Source organism: Pectobacterium brasiliense, assembly GCF_013449685.1.
Lineage (GTDB): Bacteria > Pseudomonadota > Gammaproteobacteria > Enterobacterales > Enterobacteriaceae > Pectobacterium > Pectobacterium brasiliense_A.
In genome coordinates this window covers 32,920-51,531 of sequence record NZ_JACDSF010000027.1, presented here as the reverse complement: position 1 = coordinate 51,531, position 18,612 = coordinate 32,920, and the positions used below count along the sequence as shown (strand labels likewise).

16 protein-coding genes and 1 riboswitch are annotated in these 18,612 nt (G+C 54.7%); of the genes, 6 read left to right on the top strand and 10 right to left on the bottom strand.

Annotated features, from left to right (window positions below):
• Positions 1-23: 23 nt before the first annotated feature.
• A complete protein-coding gene (gene moaA, locus H0248_RS11355) occupies positions 24-1,013 on the bottom strand; it encodes a GTP 3',8-cyclase MoaA (RefSeq protein ID WP_180786012.1) in 990 nt (329 codons plus the stop codon).
• Positions 1,001-1,149, bottom strand: a riboswitch (molybdenum cofactor riboswitch). (Overlaps the previous gene by 13 nt.)
• 286 nt (positions 1,150-1,435) lie before the next feature.
• Between moaA and yvcK the strand changes: the two genes are divergently transcribed.
• Entirely contained in the window at positions 1,436-2,368 is a 933-nt protein-coding gene (yvcK, locus tag H0248_RS11350; protein WP_180786011.1) for a uridine diphosphate-N-acetylglucosamine-binding protein YvcK, read from the top strand.
• Here the strand turns inward: yvcK and H0248_RS11345 are convergent.
• From H0248_RS11345 to bioB, 6 genes are all read right to left on the bottom strand, one after another.
• Positions 2,344-2,775 carry a glyoxalase gene (locus H0248_RS11345; protein WP_180786097.1) on the bottom strand — a complete coding sequence of 144 codons (432 nt, stop codon included), beginning with the start codon at positions 2,773-2,775 and terminating at the stop codon, positions 2,344-2,346. The two genes, yvcK and H0248_RS11345, sit on opposite strands and share 25 nt — an antisense overlap.
• Positions 2,776-2,803: 28 nt before the next feature.
• The gene (uvrB, locus tag H0248_RS11340; protein WP_180786010.1) at positions 2,804-4,816 is read right to left on the bottom strand and encodes an excinuclease ABC subunit UvrB; all 2,013 of its coding nucleotides are present in this window, start codon (positions 4,814-4,816) and stop codon (positions 2,804-2,806) included.
• 753 nt (positions 4,817-5,569) lie between these two features.
• Positions 5,570-6,250, bottom strand: a complete 681-nt coding sequence (gene bioD / locus H0248_RS11335; protein WP_180786009.1) for a dethiobiotin synthase — start codon at positions 6,248-6,250, stop codon at positions 5,570-5,572.
• Complete coding sequence (gene bioC / locus H0248_RS11330) at positions 6,243-7,004, bottom strand: malonyl-ACP O-methyltransferase BioC (protein WP_180786008.1); 762 nt, start codon at positions 7,002-7,004, stop codon at positions 6,243-6,245. Before bioC ends, bioD begins: the two co-directional genes overlap by 8 nt.
• Entirely contained in the window at positions 6,985-8,142 is a 1,158-nt protein-coding gene (bioF, locus tag H0248_RS11325; protein WP_180786007.1) for an 8-amino-7-oxononanoate synthase, read from the bottom strand. The genes bioC and bioF overlap by 20 nt, the downstream gene beginning before the upstream one ends.
• A 39-nt stretch (positions 8,143-8,181) precedes the next feature.
• On the bottom strand, positions 8,182-9,219 hold the full coding sequence (gene bioB / locus H0248_RS11320) for a biotin synthase BioB (RefSeq protein WP_010303333.1): 1,038 nt from the start codon (positions 9,217-9,219) through the stop codon (positions 8,182-8,184).
• 95 nt (positions 9,220-9,314) lie between these two features.
• Here bioB and bioA point away from each other — a divergent pair, with 95 nt between their 5' ends.
• The 5 genes from bioA to H0248_RS11295 all read left to right on the top strand — a co-directional run bounded on the left by bioA (position 9,315) and on the right by H0248_RS11295 (position 14,892).
• Positions 9,315-10,619 carry an adenosylmethionine--8-amino-7-oxononanoate transaminase gene (gene bioA, locus H0248_RS11315; RefSeq protein WP_180786006.1) on the top strand — a complete coding sequence of 435 codons (1,305 nt, stop codon included), beginning with the start codon at positions 9,315-9,317 and terminating at the stop codon, positions 10,617-10,619.
• 203 nt (positions 10,620-10,822) lie between these two features.
• Entirely contained in the window at positions 10,823-11,230 is a 408-nt protein-coding gene (locus H0248_RS11310) for a CidA/LrgA family protein (RefSeq protein ID WP_180786005.1), read from the top strand.
• On the top strand, positions 11,230-11,925 hold the full coding sequence (locus H0248_RS11305; protein WP_180786004.1) for a CidB/LrgB family autolysis modulator: 696 nt from the start codon (positions 11,230-11,232) through the stop codon (positions 11,923-11,925). Before H0248_RS11310 ends, H0248_RS11305 begins: the two co-directional genes overlap by 1 nt.
• A gap of 171 nt (positions 11,926-12,096) precedes the next feature.
• Complete coding sequence (gene cdd / locus H0248_RS11300; protein WP_180786003.1) at positions 12,097-12,987, top strand: cytidine deaminase; 891 nt, start codon at positions 12,097-12,099, stop codon at positions 12,985-12,987.
• Positions 12,988-13,194: 207 nt separating this feature from the next.
• A complete protein-coding gene (locus H0248_RS11295) occupies positions 13,195-14,892 on the top strand; it encodes an NAD-dependent malic enzyme (RefSeq protein ID WP_180786002.1) in 1,698 nt (565 codons plus the stop codon).
• Between the two features lie 210 nt (positions 14,893-15,102).
• Here H0248_RS11295 and gsiD read toward each other — a convergent pair whose 3' ends face one another.
• From gsiD to gsiB, 3 genes are all read right to left on the bottom strand, one after another.
• Entirely contained in the window at positions 15,103-16,008 is a 906-nt protein-coding gene (gene gsiD / locus H0248_RS11290) for a glutathione ABC transporter permease GsiD (protein WP_180786001.1), read from the bottom strand.
• A 9-nt stretch (positions 16,009-16,017) separates the two neighbouring features.
• Positions 16,018-16,938 carry a glutathione ABC transporter permease GsiC gene (gsiC, locus tag H0248_RS11285; protein ID WP_039558211.1) on the bottom strand — a complete coding sequence of 307 codons (921 nt, stop codon included), beginning with the start codon at positions 16,936-16,938 and terminating at the stop codon, positions 16,018-16,020.
• A gap of 108 nt (positions 16,939-17,046) precedes the next feature.
• Entirely contained in the window at positions 17,047-18,591 is a 1,545-nt protein-coding gene (gene gsiB, locus H0248_RS11280; RefSeq protein WP_180786000.1) for a glutathione ABC transporter substrate-binding protein GsiB, read from the bottom strand.
• Positions 18,592-18,612 lie beyond the last annotated feature (21 nt).

Genomic DNA, 18,612 nt, shown 5'->3' with positions numbered 1-18,612 from the left:
TTAAGAATCAGTGATGTCGCGGATTAACCGCCGATAAATGACAGGTTTTGCGTGATGCCGCTATTCCCTTCATGCAGGAAGTGGGTCTGCTTCTTCGTCAATAATCCACCCGAGATACGCATTTTCAAATCATCGAGGTGACGATCGTCGGCCAGTAAATCGCGCAGTGGGATACCCTGTTCGCCAAAGAGACACAGGTGAAGATTCCCTATGGCCGAGACGCGAAGACGGTTACAGCTCAGGCAGAAATCTTTCTCATACGGCATAATCAGCCCAATTTCGCCCTGATAGTCAGGATGGCTGAATACCTGCGCGGGGCCGTCGCTGCGTGCACGTTGCTGCTGCTGCCAGCCTTGCTGCAACAGTTGCTGGCGAATTACCTCGCCGGAAACGTGGTGGCGGCGAAACAGATCGCCTCCTTCTCCGGTTTCCATCAGCTCAATAAAGCGTAGTTGAATCGGGCGGTGTTTAATCCAGTCGAGAAAGGTTTGCAGGCTGCCCGCGTTCACATCACGCATCAGCACCGTGTTAACTTTGACCTTGCCAAAGCCACAGTCAAAGGCAGCGTCGATGCCGTCCATCACCTGCCGGAATTTGTCCTGCCCGGTAATGGCGTGAAACTGGCGTGCATCCAGACTGTCCACGCTCACGTTCAGCGCCGTTAGCCCCGCATCGCGCCACTGTGCGACATCCCGCGCAAGGCGATAACCGTTGGTCGTGACCGCCAGCGTGCGAATCGCGGAATTTTCACGAATGGCTGCGATGATATCGACAAAGTCACGGCGCAAAGACGGCTCGCCACCGGTGAGGCGGACTTTTTCCGTCCCTAATTCGGCAAAGGCGCGGCTGACGCGACGAATTTCATCGAGTGATAAAAAGCGATGTGGATTAGTGCCATTGGCCTGATAACCATCCGGCAGACAGTAGGTACAGCGAAAATTGCAGACGTCTGTGATAGACAGACGCAAATAGTAGAACTTGCGCGCAAACGCATCAGTCAGTTGACTCACCATAAACACCTTTCCAAATTCGGGAGATGCAGGCATTTCTGCCTCGCACCCTGGTGACCGCGAAGGCCACGGCCAGGGCACCGTATCACACGCACTACGCGCATCACTTAGGCACCAAGGCTAGGAGTTTGATTCCACTCAGTTATCCGTTAAACAGCAGCGAGATAACCGATCAGGAATCGTGATTTCATTAAGCAGTCTACTGCGAAAAAGCACAGTCAACCACTCTCAAAATCGATATATAATTAAATATATAGCGAATTTTCAATATCTTATGATGTACAGCATACGGAAAAATATGCGACAGAAATTGTCTTAGGTCATGCCTGCGTGAGGATTTTTCGCGTTTTAAGGTGAAATCAGCTACCTTAGCGACAATTGTCACACGTTATTCATATTCCTCTGGCTTATTCATAAGGTTTTCTATGCGCAATCGCACGTTGGCCGACCTCGACAGGGTTGTCGCACTCGGAGGTGGACACGGTTTAGGTCGTGTGATGTCTTCGCTCTCTTCCCTGGGTTCACGGCTAACCGGCATTGTCACGACGACAGATAACGGCGGTTCAACTGGCCGCATTCGTCGCTCTGAAGGCGGCATTGCCTGGGGCGATACCCGTAACTGTCTGAATCAACTCATTACGACGCCCAGCGTGGCATCTGCAATGTTTGAGTATCGGTTTAACGGTAACGGCGAACTTGCCGGACACAATCTGGGTAACCTGATGCTAAAAGCGCTCGACCACCTGAGCGTGCGACCGCTAGAAGCCATTAACCTGATTCGCAACCTGCTCAAAGTGGACGCTTTTTTAATTCCGATGTCCGAGCATCCTGTCGATTTGATGGCAATTGATGAACAGGGCAACCCCGTTTATGGTGAAGTCGAGATCGATCAGTTGGCAGCCTTGCCACAGGATTTGATGCTGTACCCGACGGTGCAGGCCACGCGCGAGGCGATTGATGCCATCGCTAAAGCTGACCTGATTTTGATTGGTCCCGGCAGCTTTCTGACCAGCCTGATGCCGCTGCTGCTGCTGGACGATCTGACACAGGCGCTCCGCCGCACGCCCGCCCCCATGGTGTACATCGGCAATCTGGGCAGCGAGCAGAGCAACCCCGCCGCCCGCCTGACGCTGGCGGAGAAATTGGACTGGATTGAACACAAGGTAGGAAAACCCGTGGTTGATGCTGCGATCGTCGGTCCAAAAGTCGATATCAGCCGGATTGGCGACCGGCTGGCCGTGCAGCAGGCGCTGGCCGCAGAAGATGTTCCTCACCATCATGACCGTGAGTTACTGCGCCAAGCAATCGATCGTGCGCTACAGCTGTTGGGCTCTCAATCCCGCAGCCACGGCGTATAAGTCACGCCAATCAGAATGCCTTCGGGACTCAGGAAACGCGTGACCTGCTGTCCCCAAGGCTCAAGACGATTTTCCACCAGCAACACATAGCCTTGCGCTTTCAGAGTGCTGGTCGCTTCCACCATGTCAACCACTTCGAACTCCAGCCAGCTTTGCGGTTCAGGAAGATCCGTAGGCCAACTTCCGTGCCCGAAACAGGACTCACTAGCCTGTGACAGCGGCCACAGCGCGAAATGCTTTACGCCCTCCATCTCATCACTCACCAGATAGTCGCTCCCTTCCGCAACGGGCTTCAGCGGCAACTTCAGCGTATCAACATAGAGCGCATGGCTGGCAGAAAGTGATTTCACGATCGGCCCGAAACCCGCCACAAACAACACTTCGACACTCGGTATAGTCTGATCCATCATTGATCCTCAGTGAGCGTTTGCATCGTTAAGATACCGCGATAAATTGTGCGCGCAGTGCTTGTACTTCATCGCGTAGCGCGGCTGCCTCTTCAAATTCAAGGTTCTGCGCGTGCGTCAACATCTTGCTTTCCAACTCGCGAATTTTCAGCTCCAGCGCCTTCGGCGTCATAAGTTCATAACGTGCTGCTGGCTCTGCTGCTTTACGATTGCCACGCCCTTTGCCTTTGTTCGCCGACTGGCCCAATTGCAGGATATCGGAAATCTTCTTATTGATTCCCTGCGGCACAATGCCGTGCTCGGTGTTGTAGGCTTCCTGCTTCTCGCGGCGACGCTCCGTTTCACCAATAGCTTTCGCCATTGACGCCGTAATCCTGTCGCCGTAAAGAATGGCTTTGCCGCGCAGGTTACGTGCCGCACGGCCAATCGTCTGAATCAGGGAACGTTCAGAGCGCAGGAACCCCTCTTTATCGGCATCCAGAATCGCCACCAGCGACACTTCAGGCATATCCAGTCCTTCACGCAGCAGGTTGATACCCACCAGCACGTCGAACTCGCCAAGGCGCAAATCACGGATAATTTCCACACGCTCGACGGTATCGATATCCGAGTGCAGATAACGTACCCGCTCGCCGTGTTCTTCCAGATATTCCGTCAGGTCTTCCGCCATTCGCTTGGTCAGCGTGGTGACCAGTACCCGTTCGTTAATCGCGGCACGCAGGCGAATTTCGGAAAGCAGATCGTCCACCTGTGTTGCGACAGGCCGCACTTCGATGATGGGATCGAGCAATCCGGTGGGACGCACCACCTGATCGATCACGTCACCGCCCGATTTTTCCAATTCATAGTTACCCGGCGTCGCAGACACGTAGATCGTCTGTGGTGCCAGTGCTTCAAATTCTTCAAATTTCATCGGTCGGTTATCCAGCGCCGAAGGTAGCCGGAAACCGTATTCGACCAGCGTCTCTTTACGCGCGCGGTCGCCGCGATACATACCGCCGATCTGAGGAACGGTGACGTGGGATTCATCGATGACCAGCAGCCCGTCTGCAGGCAGATAGTCAAACAGCGTCGGTGGCGGCTCACCGGGACCACGACCAGAAAGGTAGCGCGAGTAGTTTTCGATACCGGAGCAGTAGCCCAGTTCGTTCATCATCTCCAGATCAAACTGCGTGCGCTGACTCAGCCGCTGCTCTTCCACCAATTTGTCATTCGCTAGCAGCACCTTTTTACGGTCGGCCAGTTCAACCTTGATGTCTTCCATCGCCTGCAAAATACGCTCGCGCGGCGTGACGTAGTGCGTTTTCGGATAGATGGTATAGCGCGGCACCGTCTGGAGGACGTGCCCCGTCAGCGGGTCAAACAGCGACAGCCGCTCGACTTCCTCATCGAACAGTTCAACACGCAGCGCGATTTCATCAGATTCCGCAGGGAAGATATCGATCACCTCACCACGCACGCGGAACGTACCGCGCTGAAACGCCTGATCGTTGCGGGCATACTGCAATTCCGCCAGACGTCGCAAAATAGCGCGCTGGTCAATCAGCATGCCCTGTGTCAGGTGCAGCATCATTTTCAGATAGAGATCGGGATCGCCCAGACCGTAGATCGCGGATACCGAGGCCACGACGATCACATCGCGCCGCTCCAGCAGCGCTTTTGTCGCCGAAAGGCGCATCTGTTCGATATGTTCGTTAACTGACGCGTCTTTTTCGATGAAAGTATCCGAGCTTGGAACGTAGGCTTCTGGCTGATAATAGTCGTAGTACGACACGAAGTACTCGACGGCATTATCAGGAAAGAATTCTTTCATTTCGCCATACAGCTGGGCTGCCAGCGTTTTATTGGGTGCCAACATCATCGTCGGCCGATTGAGGTCGGCAATCACGTTAGCGATCGTGAACGTCTTACCTGAACCTGTTACCCCAAGCAGCGTTTGGTGCGCTAACCCGTCTTCCAGGCCCTCTTTTAAACGACGAATGGCCTCAGGCTGATCGCCTGCCGGTTTAAAGTCGGAATTCAGTGTAAATACTTTACTCATCGTTAGGCACGCTACTTATCGTTATTACCCATCGCGCAATGCGACGTTCGTGGATGGATACTTTATTTTGAATTCCAATGATGAAATTCGCCACCGCAATGATACTGGATATAAAAACAGCATCAAGGGAATTATCGCTGGATTGGATGATTAATAGACAAATGAATTTCCTAGCACATTCATATTCAATCTACCAGATAAAATCATCATCATTTATCCCCAGACTTGGTAAAAATGTAACATGTGGGGACGCCCGATGACGTTAATTTATGCAACTACGCCCCATTGATGTTCAAGATGCTTGATTTTACTTAAGCATATGATAATAAATAGATTAGCAAAACCGTGGAGAATAGCGCCAACCTAGCGACAACCCGCGCCAGCTCTCGCTTAGGGCGCGTTGTCTATCCATAATACACATAGTTATCCACAGAAATGGTGGATAACTCCCACAACCCCGCATCAGCACTGAGTTAGAGAAATACCCGCTTCATTCGCTATTCCCCCTGACATGGATTTTCTTCACACTCTTTCCGTGATTTATCGCATAAGTATTAGACGGAAAAAGACTAAAAACAGCAGAGAGCTACATCGCAACAATTCAGGCATGGCGCGGAGTTAGGGGAAAACTCAAGAAGGTTTTAGCTATTAATCGACATGAAAATATAGGTTTTATACTCATAAAAAGATGCCAATAAAAAACAATAAAAAACCGGTGCTTGATTAAACGCAGGCGAATGTTAGCAAAAATGATTACTCCGCTAATAACCCAATATCAACGTACTGCCCCAGATCATGCCGTTGAAGATCCGATACATAAGGAATTTCACCCAGCATCGGCGCGGGCAGGCGTTGTTGCAGCGTTTGCAGATACGGCTGGTGCCATTTTCCGGGCGGCGTGATGTCATTAGCAATCCAGCCGCCGAGTCGCAGGCCCGCGTGCTGAATGGCGTGGGCCGTTAACATCGCGTGGTTGATACAACCCAGCTTGATGCCGACCACCAAAATCACGGGAAGCTGTTCTTGAACCACCCAGTCAGCAAACGTATCCTGCGCCGACAGCGGCGTAAACCACCCGCCAGCGCCTTCGACCAGCAGCCAATCTGCCTGCGTTTCTAATGCCCGTAGCCCTGCGGACAACGCGGGGAGATGGATAGGCCGCTGCTCCACCGCACTAATAATATGCGGTGACGTCGGTTCCATAAACGCCAGCGGGTTCACCGCCTGATACTCCAGCCGGACGCTGCTATTGGCCTGAAGCGCCAGCGCATCGCTGTTGCGAATGCCGTCGGCCGTCATTTCACAGCCGGACGCCACGGGTTTATAGCCTACGGTGCGGTATCCAGCCTGATTCGCTGCCTGAAGTAGCGCCGTACTCGCGACCGTTTTCCCAACTTCGGTATCCGTGCCCGTCACAAACCAGCGCTCAATCACGATAAATCACTCCATAAACCAGTTGATAGCTGAGCGGGTAGCCACCCTGCTCTTGCGGATAATGGGCAGACAACGCCGCCAGACGTGTCCGGCTCAATAGTCCCGGCGTACGCCCTTCGTGCAGCCAGGTCGCGCCAATTCCTTTCAGCGATTTCATCAACGTCAATACATCGGGAAAGAGGCAGACTTCACGTTCTTGTACTAAATGATGCCGGTAAGGCTGACAGGCCGCATCGATAGCGGAGAGCGGCAGAAAGCGATTCGTCCGCTGTGTGCCGTCCAGCCGCTGCCACGCCTGTGACAGTTCGCTTAAGGAGCCGTCCGCCAGCGTCGCAAACGCAATCACACCCCCTTCCCGCGTAACCCGATACAGCTCGGCCAGCGCACGCGGTAACGAGTCGCACCACTGCACGGCCAGATTGCTATAGCTGATGTCTACACAGCCATCCGCCAGCGGCAGATTTTCGATATCCCCTTCCTGATAGCAGTCTGCTGCGTCCAGTTCACGGGCATACGCCAGCATGTCTACCGACAAATCCAGCGCGGTCACATAGTGACCAGCCTGACGCCAGTGGCGGCTAAAATGCCCGGTTCCGCACCCCGCATCCAGCACCTGTAGACCGCCGTGCGGCGGCATCAATGCCAGCAGACGTTCTCCGCTGGTACGTTGCAGCTCGGCAAAGCGATCGTAACACCCCGCCGCACGCCCAAACGCCTGCGCAATCGCCTGCTTGTTATAGTTTTCTGTCAGCATGGTGCAATACCGTAAGCAAGCGACTGATATCTTCCGGCTGATGTTCCGCCGTTAGCGTAATGCGCAGACGCGCGCTGCCGACAGGCACTGTCGGCGGACGCATCGCACTGACCCACACGCCCTGTTCACGCAGATGACTCATCAGGGCCATTGCCCGCGCGTTCTCACCGACAATCAGCGGCTGAATCGCACTCTGTGAATCCATCAGTTGATAGGTGGAGTTGGAAAAACCTGCGCGGAACTGGGCGATGTTACGTCGTAGCGCATCGCGCCGCGCGTCGCCCTGTCGGACACAGTTAACTGCCGTACTCAGCGCACAGGCCTGTGCGGCAGGCATCGAGGTGCTGTAAATCAAATGACGAGCGAATTGCAGGAAATACTCGGCCAGCGGTTCGGCGCACAGTACCGCCGCGCCGCTCACCCCGAACGCCTTGCCAAACGTGACAATCAGCAGTTCGGGTTTAACACCCTGCTGCCAACAGCTGCCGCAGCCTTCATCACCCAGCACGCCAATCCCGTGTGCATCGTCCACCATCAGCCAGGCATTGTGCGCTCGGCACTGAGCCTGCAGCGCCGACAGCGGTGCGGTATCGCCATCCATGCTGAAAACGCCTTCGGTCACCACCAGTGTCTGACCGCCCGTTGGTTTTTCCAGCAGCGCTTGCAGGCTATCGACCTGATTGTGTTTAAAACGGCGCAGCGTCGCGGGTGACTGTGCGGCCGCTTCCAGCAGTGAAGCATGGCTGAGTTTATCGGCGAAAATACGGTCTTCCGCCTGTGCCAGCGCAGCCACCACCGCCTGATTCGCGGCATAGCCGGAAATAAACAGCAGCGCACGCGGGTAGCCCAGCCAGTCGGCAAGCTGATTTTCCAGCGCGGCATGGGCATCGGTATACCCCGTCACATGCCCGGAACCACCGCTGCCAATACCGTATTGCTCAGCGCCCTGCTGCCAGGCACGCACAATCTCCGGGTGGTGACTCAGCCCCAGATAGTCGTTGCTGGAAAAATTCAGGTAGCAGCGGTCGCCCTGCATCAGCCAGCGCCCGCTACCGCCTTGATTCACCCGCCGCACACGGTAGGCATCATCGCGCTGGCGTTGTACCAGCGCGGCGTCAATACGTTGCTGCCAGCTCATGATGCAATACACCTTGCCCGACGGTTTGCAGGCTGGAGGTTATACCGCAGCATTATAAAACTGCTCGCTATCGGCATTAACCAGCTGTTCCGCCAACCGCTGTTGCTGTTGGTTATCCCCGTATTCGGTCGCCGTCTGCTGCGGATTCAGACCCAGTTTGAGGAACAGCGCCAGATCCTTGTCTTCTTTCGGGTTTGGCGTGGTAAGCAGTTTGCAGCCGTAGAAAATGGAGTTCGCCCCCGCCATAAAACACATTGCCTGCGTTTGCTCACTCATCTGCTCGCGCCCGGCGGACAGGCGCACATAGGAGGCCGGCATCATGATGCGTGCAACGGCAATAGTCCGAATGAAATCAAACGGATCGACATCATCGTTATCCGCCAGCGGTGTACCTTTCACCTTCACCAGCATGTTGATCGGCACACTTTCCGGCGGCGTCGGCAGGTTAGCCAGTTGCACCAGCAGCCCGGCGCGGTCGCGCACGGTTTCCCCCAACCCAACGATGCCGCCAGAGCAGACTTTAATGCCCGCGCCGCGCACTTTATCCAGCGTATCCAGGCGCTCCTGATACGTGCGAGTCGTGATGATGCTGCCGTAAAATTCTGGTGAGGTATCGAGGTTATGGTTATAGAAATCCAGCCCTGCAGAGGCCAAACGCTCGGCCTGATCGTTGTGCAGCGTCCCCAGCGTCATGCAGGTTTCCATTCCCATCGCTTTCACGCCTTGCACCATCTGTTCCAGATACGGCATGTCACGCTCGTGCGGGTTTTTCCACGCCGCCCCCATACAAAAGCGCGTCGATCCTGCGGCTTTCGCCTGACGGGCCGACTCCAGCACCTGTTCAACCTGCATCAGACGTTCGGTATCAATCCCGGTACGGTAGCGGGAACTTTGCGGACAATACTTACAGTCCTCAGGACAGGAACCGGTTTTGATCGACAGTAGCGTACTAACCTGCACCTGACGGGGATCAAAATGCTGACGGTGGATCTGCTGCGCTTCAAACATCAGTTCCAGAAAGGGTTTATTAAATAAGTCTTGCGCTTGCTCAAGCGTCCAGTACATGCGGTCAGCCACTTCGGCATCTCCAAACTAAAAACGTTTCGCCAGTGTAAATTAACCCGATATACTGTCAACCAGATAGAATCTATTTTGGTTTACGAAAGATCATCATGAGCCCGGAAGACATTGCTTTTGACCAGCGCCACATTTGGCATCCCTACACCTCAATGACCGAACCGCTGCCCTGCTATCCGGTCGTATCGGCCAGCGGCGTCGAGCTTCAGTTGGATGACGGACGTCGCCTGATTGACGGTATGTCATCGTGGTGGGCAGCGATTCACGGTTACAACCATCCAACGATCAATCAGGCAGTACAGGCTCAGCTCAGCCAGATGTCGCACGTGATGTTTGGCGGGATCACCCATCCGGCAGCGGTGGCGCTGTGCCGCCAACTGGTGGACATCACACCGGATGCGCTGGAATGCGTGTTTCTGGCGGATTCCGGCTCGGTAGCCGTCGAAGTGGCGATGAAAATGGCGCTGCAATATTGGCAGGCTCGCAGTGAAATCCGTCAGCGCTTTCTCACTCTACGTCATGGCTATCACGGTGACACCTTCGGTGCGATGTCCGTGTGCGATCCGCAAAATTCGATGCACAGCTTGTATCAGGGCTATCTGCCGACTCACCTGTTTATCGATGCGCCGCCATGCGCCGATATCAACGAAGGCGGTTTTACCGATGACTGGCAGGAAGCGGATATCGCGCCGCTCCAGTCGATGCTGTCAGCGCACGCCCATGAGGTCGCGGCTGTGATTCTGGAACCCATCATGCAAGGCGCGGGTGGGATGCGCTTTTATCATCCGGCCTATCTGCGTCGGGTTCGGGAACTGTGCGATCAATGGGGGATCTTGCTGATTGCCGATGAGATCGCGACCGGATTTGGCCGCACCGGCAAGCTGTTTGCCTGCGAACATGCGGAAATTTCACCCGATATTATGTGTCTGGGAAAAGCGCTTACCGGCGGCTATATGACGCTCTCCGCCACGCTGACCACTCGGACAATTGCGGAAACCATCAGCAACGGCGCGGCGGGCTGTTTTATGCACGGCCCCACATTTATGGGCAATCCACTCGCCTGCGCGGCAGCCAACGCCAGTTTATCGCTGCTGGCGGAGAACCGCTGGCAGGGGCAGGTCAAACAGATTGAACGGCAGCTGCGAGAAGCGCTGCAACCCTGTGCGGACTCGCCGCTGGTGGCAAACGTTCGCGTTCTGGGCGCTATCGGCGTGGTGGAAACACAGCGTCCGGTTAATATGGCGCGGCTACAGCGTTTCTTCGTCGAGCGCGGCGTGTGGATTCGCCCCTTTGGCCGACTCATTTATCTGATGCCGCCGTTTATCATTCAGCCTGATGAACTGCGTAAGCTGACCGACGCGGTCTGTGACGCGATTCGTGACGAGCAGCTATTTGATTAACGACTATTTGGATCAATGAAGTATTTGGATCAATAAAACATTTGGCTCAATAAAGGCTTGGGTGCGACACGTTTGCTGTCGCCCTCAGGCCATTCACCCCATATCCCCTAGCTTGCTTTGCCGCATAACGTTAGCAATGTGCGCTGTGGCACGTAAATTCCATTAGCGTTATGATAATCCCCTCAGCTAATCAGGAATGTCCCATGCGTAATACGTTCATCGTGTGCTGGCAGTATTTACGCGCTTTCGCATTGATTTATCTCTGCCTGCTGGCAGGCAATGCGGTATCCGCGTTACTTCCGTTGACTATCCCCGGCAGTATCATCGGCATGCTGATCTTGTTCATCCTTCTCGCTTCGCAAATTCTGCCCGCGCAGTGGGTAAAACCAGGTTGCCACCTGCTTATTCGTCACATGGCGCTGCTGTTCGTCCCAATCGGCGTCGGCGTGATGAATTATTACGATCTGGTCAGCCAACAGTTTGGCCCTATCGTCGTTTCCTGCCTGATCAGTACCTTTATTGTGATGTTGGTTGTGGGTTTCAGTACCCAGATAATGCAGCGTGAACGAGCCGTGGCTGGCGATCGCACGCCGCCGAAGGATAATGAATAATGTTCAGCTATTTGTGGTGGTCGCTGCCCCTCACTCTGAGTGTCTTTTTCGCCGCGCGTAAACTGGCGGTGCTGACCCGGATTTCCCTGTTGAACCCGCTGCTGGTGTCGATGGCGATTATTATTCCGCTGCTGCTGGTATTGAAGATTCCCTACGAGCACTATTTTCAGGGCAGTAAAGTCCTTAACGATTTGCTGCAACCGGCGGTGGTCGCGCTGGCGTTCCCGCTTTATGAACAGCTGCACCAAATTCGCGCGCGCTGGAAGTCGATCATCAGTGTGTGCTTTATCGGTAGCCTGACTGCCATTATCTCCGGCACGCTGGTGGCGCTGTGGATGGGCGCATCGCCAGAAATCGCCGCCTCGGTGCTGCCTAAATCCGTCACCACGCCGATTGCGATGGCCGTCGCCAGCTCGATTGGCGGGATTCCGGCTATCAGCGCCGTCTGCGTGATTTTTGTCGGTATTCTCGGTGCAGTCTTAGGCCACAGTCTGTTCAACCGCATCGGTATTAAAACCAAAGCCGCGCGCGGGCTGTCGATGGGCACCGCCTCACACGCACTCGGTACGGCGCGCTGCGCGGAAGTTGATTATCAGGAAGGTGCATTCAGTTCGCTGGCGCTGGTCATCTGCGGGATCATCACGTCGCTGATTGCGCCGTTTGTCTTTCCTCTCCTCTTGCACGTCGCTGGCTAAATCTGGTGGGGCGGTGCGTACCTCGCATCTCCCCGCCATAAAATTGAGATACATCTCGCATTTAGTAGTTAATTTGCAGTCATTTCATTCAATAAAGAGATTTTGATCACAATTTATTGCTACTCTGCTACCTAACATGACGTCATTGACGGGTAAAAAGAGTAAGCCACTATGCATCCACGATTTGAAAACGCCTTCCAGCAATTACCTGCCAACCTGCAAGCCGCGATCCGCCCATTGCTCGATAAACCGGATTTCGCCGCCATGCTAACCGCGGACGAGGTGAATGCCGTCTGTGAAGCCAGCCAGTTAGACACCGATGCATTGGCCTTTGCGCTATTGCCACTGGCCGCCGCCTGCGCACAGGCGCCTATCTCGAATTTTCAGGTTGGCGCAATTGCGCAAGGGCTTAGCGGCAATTTCTACTTTGGTGCCAACATGGAGTTCAGTGCCGTTCAGCTTCAGCAAACGGTACACGCCGAGCAGAGCGCCGTCAGTCATGCCTGGCTGCGTAATGAGCGGGGATTGCAGGCTGTCACCGTGAACTACACGCCATGCGGCCACTGCCGCCAGTTTATGAACGAATTGCGCAATGCGGCATCGCTGCGTATTCAACTACCGGGTCGCCAGCCTGCCGTACTCAGCCACTATCTGCCGGATTCCTTCGGCCCTGTCGATCTGCAAATTGATACCTTACTGATGGATGACGTCAACCACGGTGCCACCTTGCAGAATGTGAATGCACTTGCGCGTCAGGCGCTGGATGCCGCCAACCGTAGCCATGCTCCCTATAGCAAAGCTATTAGCGGCATTGCGTTGGAAACGTCAAGTGGCAATACCTATACCGGGCGCTACGCAGAAAATGCGGCATTCAACCCTAGCCTGCCGCCTTTGCAAGCCGCATTAAATCTGATGAACCTTGCTGGGGAAGATCTGTGCACAGTGAAACACGCCGTTGTCGTTGAACGTCGCAACGCGGTTGTCAGCCACTGGGCTATTTCGCAAATTATGCTAGCCGAGTTGGGCTGCACCGACGTTGAACACCACTTTATTGAGGAATAACAGCGGAGGGATGTGCAGGATTTCAGCAAAGGGAAGTGTGAAAAACGAGAGGTGAATCGATAAAGCCTGCATTTCAACTAAGATGCAAGCCATCTGTAACTATTTTAATTAACAATTTCTGTACATATTCTCTGGGTAATTTAAGATCCGCAACAGTTTTTATCGACAACACCTGAGTTTTTTTCTGTTATCCGAGAGTAAAAAGTCATGGAATTAGAATACGAAAGCAAACGTCCTCTCCATATTCCCTACGCTGGCCCAATCTTGCTTGAATTTCCCCTGCTGAATAAAGGCAGCGCGTTTACCGAAGAAGAACGCGCTAACTTTAACCTGCATGGTCTGCTGCCTGAAGCCGTCGAAACCATCGAAGAACAGGCAGAACGCGCCTGGCGTCAGTATCAGGAATTCAAACACGATATTGAAAAACACGTTTACCTGCGCAACATTCAGGATACCAACGAAACCCTGTTCTACCGCCTGTTGGACGGTCACCTCAGTGAGATGATGCCTATCATCTACACCCCGACCGTTGGCGAAGCCTGTGAGCACTTCTCCGATATCTATCGCCGCGCCCGTGGCCTGTTTATCTCTTACCCTAACCGCGCACATATCGATGATATGCTGCAAAACGCCACCAAACAGAACGTGAAAGTCATCGTTGTGACCGACGGTGAGCGTATTCTGGGTCTGGGCGATCAGGGCATTGGCGGCATGGGGATTCCAATCGGTAAGCTGTCGCTGTACACCGCGTGTGGCGGTATCAGCCCAGCCTATACCCTGCCCGTCGTTCTGGATGTCGGCACCAACAACCCGCAGCGCCTGAACGATCCGCTGTACATGGGCTGGCGCCACCCGCGTATCACTGACGATGAATACTATGAATTTGTTGACGAATTCATTCAGGCCGTTAAACGCCGCTGGCCGAACGTGTTGTTGCAGTTTGAAGACTTCGCACAGAAAAATGCGACGCCGCTGCTGAACCGCTATCGTGATGAGATCTGTAGTTTTAACGATGACATTCAGGGCACCGCCGCCGTCGCGATCGGCAGCCTGATTGCCGCCAGCCGTGCAGCAGGCACTCAGCTACGCGATCAGACCGTTGCCTTCCTAGGTGCGGGCTCCGCAGGTTGTGGTATCGCTGAGCAAATCGTCGCGCAGATGAAGTCTGAAGGGCTGAGCGAAGAAGAAGCACGCGCACGCGTCTTCATGGTAGACCGCTTCGGTCTGCTGACTGACAAGCTGCCGAACCTGCTCGATTTCCAGAGCAAGCTGGTGCAGAAAAGTGAACTGCTGGCTGATTGGGATTGCAACAGCGACGCGATTTCACTGTTGGAAGTGGTACGCAATGCCAAGCCGACCATCCTGATCGGTGTATCCGGCCAGCCGGGTCTGTTCACGGAAGAAATCATCCGTGAAATGCACAAGCACTGCGCGCGTCCTATCGTGATGCCGCTGTCTAACCCGACATCCCGCGTAGAAGCCCGTCCAGAAGATATCATTCGCTGGACAGAAGGCGCAGCGCTGGTCGCAACCGGCAGCCCGTTTGCTCCGGTTAACTATCAGGGCAAAATCTTCCCTATCGCCCAGTGCAACAACTCCTACATTTTCCCAGGTATCGGGTTAGGTGTACTGGCGTCGGGTGCCAAACGTATCACTGACGGTATGTTGATGGCCGCTAGCCGTGCGCTGGCTGACTGCTCGCCGCTGGCGAATAACGGTGAAGGCGCGCTGCTGCCGGATCTGTCCGATATCCAGCAGGTGTCCAAGCGTATTGCACTGGATGTGGGTAAAGCCGCACAGTTGCAAGGTGTGGCCGTCGTCACCTCTGCCGATGCATTGCAGAAGGCGATTGAGCACAACTTCTGGCAACCGCAGTACCGCAGCTACAAACGTACCTCGTTCTAATGGTGTGTGGCTGCAAAGGCCGCCAAGCGGCAGTAACGGATAGATCGTAAAGACGCTACGAGTACGTCCATGTAAGCTCGGATTGCGCCATCCTTGGCGCAAACGCTTTACTCTTCTATTCCGTTACTCCCGTTTTCGTTCGGCAAATAGGTTTGTCAGTGGTCTGAGCGCGGCACTTGCCGCGCTTTTTTATCACTGCTTTTTATTTATTCAGCTTTTCAATTTTGGGTCGAGCGCATCGCGCAAACCGTCACCCAGCAAATTAAACGCCAGGACCGTCAGAAAGATCGCCAGACTAGGGAAGATCGCGACGTGCGGGGCAATCACCATATCCGACCGCGCTTCATTCAGCATCGCACCCCACTCCGGCATCGGCGGCTGTGCACCCAACCCCAGAAATGACAGGCTGGCTGCCGTGATGATCGACATCCCAATGCGCATCGAGAAAAACACCACGATGGAAGACACCGAGCCGGGCAGAATATGCCGAAAGAGGATCGTCCGGTCGCTGGCACCAATGCTGCGGGCCGATTCAATATAGGTAAGTTGCTTCAGCACCAGCGTATTGCCGCGCACCAGACGGGCGAAAGCCGGAATGCTGAAAATCGCGACAGCAACAATCACATTCGCCATCCCACTGCCCATCATCGCCACAACGGCAATCGCCAGCAGAATACCGGGGAAGGCAAACAGCACATCGCAGAGGCGCATGATGATCCTGTCCGCCCACCCTTCGTAGTAGCCCGCCACCAGACCGAGTGTCGTGCCGATAATCATCCCGACCAGCACCGAAAGAATGCCCGCCGCCAGCGAGATACGCGTCCCCATCAGGATCCGGCTGAAAATATCACGTCCTAATGAATCCACCCCCAGCCAGTGTGCCGCCGACGGGCCTTCATTCAGGCGTTCATAATCGAAATAGGTCTCGGCATCATAGGGGATCAGGTACGGTGCCAGAAACGCGATCGCAATCAGCAGTAGCACAAACACGCCTGCAATGACCGCGACATGTTGCCGAAGAAAGCGCCGCCAGAATTCACGCCACGGCGTACGAACCGATTTATCCCTAATGACAGGGAGCGTCGCCAGCATAGCGTTACGTCGCCAGTGTCTCATTCCCTTTCCTTATTTATAACGAATGGCTGGGTTAATCGCGGCATACAGCATATCCACCAGCAGATTGATCAGAATAAACTCCAGCGAAAACAGCAGCACCTCTGCCTGAATCACCGGATAGTCGCGCATCTCCACCGCATCCACCAGCAGCCGTCCTAGCCCCGGCCAGTTGAAGACCTTCTCCACGACGATTGAGCCGCCGAGCAAGAAACCAAATTGCAGCCCCATCATCGTAACCACCGGAATCAGCGCATTGCGCAGCCCGTGCTTCACCACCACCAGCGATTCGCGCACGCCCTTTGCCCGCGCCGTACGCATATAATCTTCTTGCAAGACATCAACAAACGACGCACGGGTAAACCGCGCCATCACTGCTGCGACCGCTGCACCCAGCGTCAACGAGGGCAAAATATAGTGCAGCCAGGTGTCTGCCCCCACCGTCGGCAGCCATCCCAATTCAACAGAAAAGACCTGCATTAACAGCATGCCGAGCGCAAACGCAGGGAAAGAGAGACCGGAGACCGCCAGCGTCATCCCGATTCTGTCCGGCCAGCCGTTGCGCCACACGGCAGACACGATACCGATCGCCATGCCAAAAATTACGGCCCACACCATGCTGCACACCGTCAGCCAAAACGTCGGCATAAAGCGCATGGCAATCTCTTCGGTAACCGGTCGTTTCGAGACTATCGATGTGCCAAAGTCCCCTTTCAGGATATTGGTAAAGAAGTGCCAGAACTGGTGCGGCAGCGGTTTATCCAACCCCAAATCCTGCCGGACCATCTCAATAACGGCAGCATCCGCTTCCCGCCCGGCAGCTAAACGCGCCGGATCGCCGGGTAACAGATGAACGAACAGGAACACCAGCACCATCACAATCAGGAGCGTGGGAATCAGTCCCAGTAGTCGTTTAATAAAATAATTCAGCATGAACAGTTTTCCACAGACATGCGTCGGACTCCCTATAAGTGAACGTGTGTTGACCACCGCGGGCAGCCTTACGGCCACCCGACTCCCTGGTCATTCTTTTGCGGTGAATTATTCCTTCAGGTCGGCCTCTTCAAAACTGAACAAGGTATCCGGCATCACGTAAAACCCGGTCAGTTTTTTGCTGTTGGCCGAGACTAAACGCTCTGTCGCCAGGAAAATCCACGGCGCATCTGCCCAGATTTTGTCCTGTGCATCCTGATACAGTTTCTGTTTTTCCGTCCGATCCGTGGTTTTCAGCGCATTCGCCAGATCCGCATCAACCTGTGGGTTGCTGTAAAACGCCGTGTTGAACTGCACGGGTGGCCAGGAAGCCGTCGCAAACAGCGGCGACAGCGCCCAATCCGCCTCACCCGTCGACGCTGACCAGCCGGTGTAGAATAGGCGAACACCCGTTTCTTTCACGCCTTTACCTTCCACTTCCGCCGCGCGCTGCCCTGCATCCATGGCGGTCACCTGCACTTTCACGCCGACCTGCGCCAGCTGTTGCTGTGTGAACTGCAAGACTTTCTGCGCCGTACTGTGGTTATGCGACGACCAGAGCGTGGTGCTGAAGCCGTCAGGATAGCCCGCTTCTTTCAGCAGCTCACGCGCCTTCGCCGGATCGTAAGGCCACGGCTGGTATTTTACTGAATAATCAATGCTGCCCGGCAGTGGCCCTTCGGCGGGCGTCGCATAGCCGGAGAACGCGACTTTAATCAGCGCCTCTTTGTTGATCGCGTAGTTCAGCGCCTGCCGGACTTTCGGGTTATCAAACGGTTTCTGCGTCACGTTCATGCTGATGTAACGGTGCAGAATTGACGGCGACGCCACCAGCGCCAGCTTGTCATTTTTCTCCAACACCTTGGCCTGCTCGAACGGGATGGGATAAGCGAACTGTGCTTCGCCGGTTTGCAGCAGTGCCGCGCGCGTGTTGTTATCCACGACCGGACGCCAGGTAATGCTGTCCAGCTTCGGCAAACCCGCCTTCCAGTAGCCGCTGAATTTCTCGACTTTGACAAAATCGGTCTGATTCCAGGCCACAAAACGGTACGGGCCGGTGCCTACCGGATGGAAGCCAATATCCTTGCCGTACTGCTTTAATGCCGCCGGAGAAATCATCACCGCCGCCGGATGCGCCAGATTGTTAACGAACGCCGAGAATGGCGTCTTCAATGTAATTTTTACCGTCAGATCGTCAACCACGTCGGTTTTTTCGATCATCTTGAACAGGTTATATCGCTTCAAGCGGTTGTCTGGATTACTGGCGCGATCCAGATTCACTTTCACTGCAGCGGCGTTAAACGCCGATCCATCGTGAAATTTGACGCCAGGATGCAGCTTAACGGTATACGTCAGGCCATCCGGACTCACGTCATAGCTGTCCGCCAGCACGTTCACCAGCTTCATCTCTTTGTCGAAGCCAAATAACCCCTGATAGAAGGACTTCGCTACCGTCTGCGATAGCGAATCGTTGGCATCGTACGGATCCAGACTGGTAAAAGTGGAACCCACGGCGATAACCGCATCTTTGGCTGCCCAGACGGGTGAAGCCGCCATGGCAGCGGTTACCCCTGCGGCGACTAACCAGCCCCGTTTTATCGTCATTACGCTCATGCTACGTTCTCCTTGTGAATC

Coding starts and splice junctions, on each gene's coding strand:
- gsiB (WP_180786000.1), bottom strand. CDS start 18,591: ATGAGCGTAATGACGATAAAACGGGGCTGGTTAGTCGCCGCAGGGGTA.
- yvcK (WP_180786011.1), top strand. CDS start 1,436: ATGCGCAATCGCACGTTGGCCGACCTCGACAGGGTTGTCGCACTCGGA.
- bioC (WP_180786008.1), bottom strand. CDS start 7,004: ATGCTGACAGAAAACTATAACAAGCAGGCGATTGCGCAGGCGTTTGGG.
- bioA (WP_180786006.1), top strand. CDS start 9,315: ATGAGCCCGGAAGACATTGCTTTTGACCAGCGCCACATTTGGCATCCC.
- gsiC (WP_039558211.1), bottom strand. CDS start 16,938: ATGCTGAATTATTTTATTAAACGACTACTGGGACTGATTCCCACGCTC.
- cdd (WP_180786003.1), top strand. CDS start 12,097: ATGCATCCACGATTTGAAAACGCCTTCCAGCAATTACCTGCCAACCTG.
- H0248_RS11305 (WP_180786004.1), top strand. CDS start 11,230: ATGTTCAGCTATTTGTGGTGGTCGCTGCCCCTCACTCTGAGTGTCTTT.
- H0248_RS11310 (WP_180786005.1), top strand. CDS start 10,823: ATGCGTAATACGTTCATCGTGTGCTGGCAGTATTTACGCGCTTTCGCA.
- gsiD (WP_180786001.1), bottom strand. CDS start 16,008: ATGAGACACTGGCGACGTAACGCTATGCTGGCGACGCTCCCTGTCATT.
- uvrB (WP_180786010.1), bottom strand. CDS start 4,816: ATGAGTAAAGTATTTACACTGAATTCCGACTTTAAACCGGCAGGCGAT.
- H0248_RS11295 (WP_180786002.1), top strand. CDS start 13,195: ATGGAATTAGAATACGAAAGCAAACGTCCTCTCCATATTCCCTACGCT.
- moaA (WP_180786012.1), bottom strand. CDS start 1,013: ATGGTGAGTCAACTGACTGATGCGTTTGCGCGCAAGTTCTACTATTTG.
- bioF (WP_180786007.1), bottom strand. CDS start 8,142: ATGAGCTGGCAGCAACGTATTGACGCCGCGCTGGTACAACGCCAGCGC.
- H0248_RS11345 (WP_180786097.1), bottom strand. CDS start 2,775: ATGGATCAGACTATACCGAGTGTCGAAGTGTTGTTTGTGGCGGGTTTC.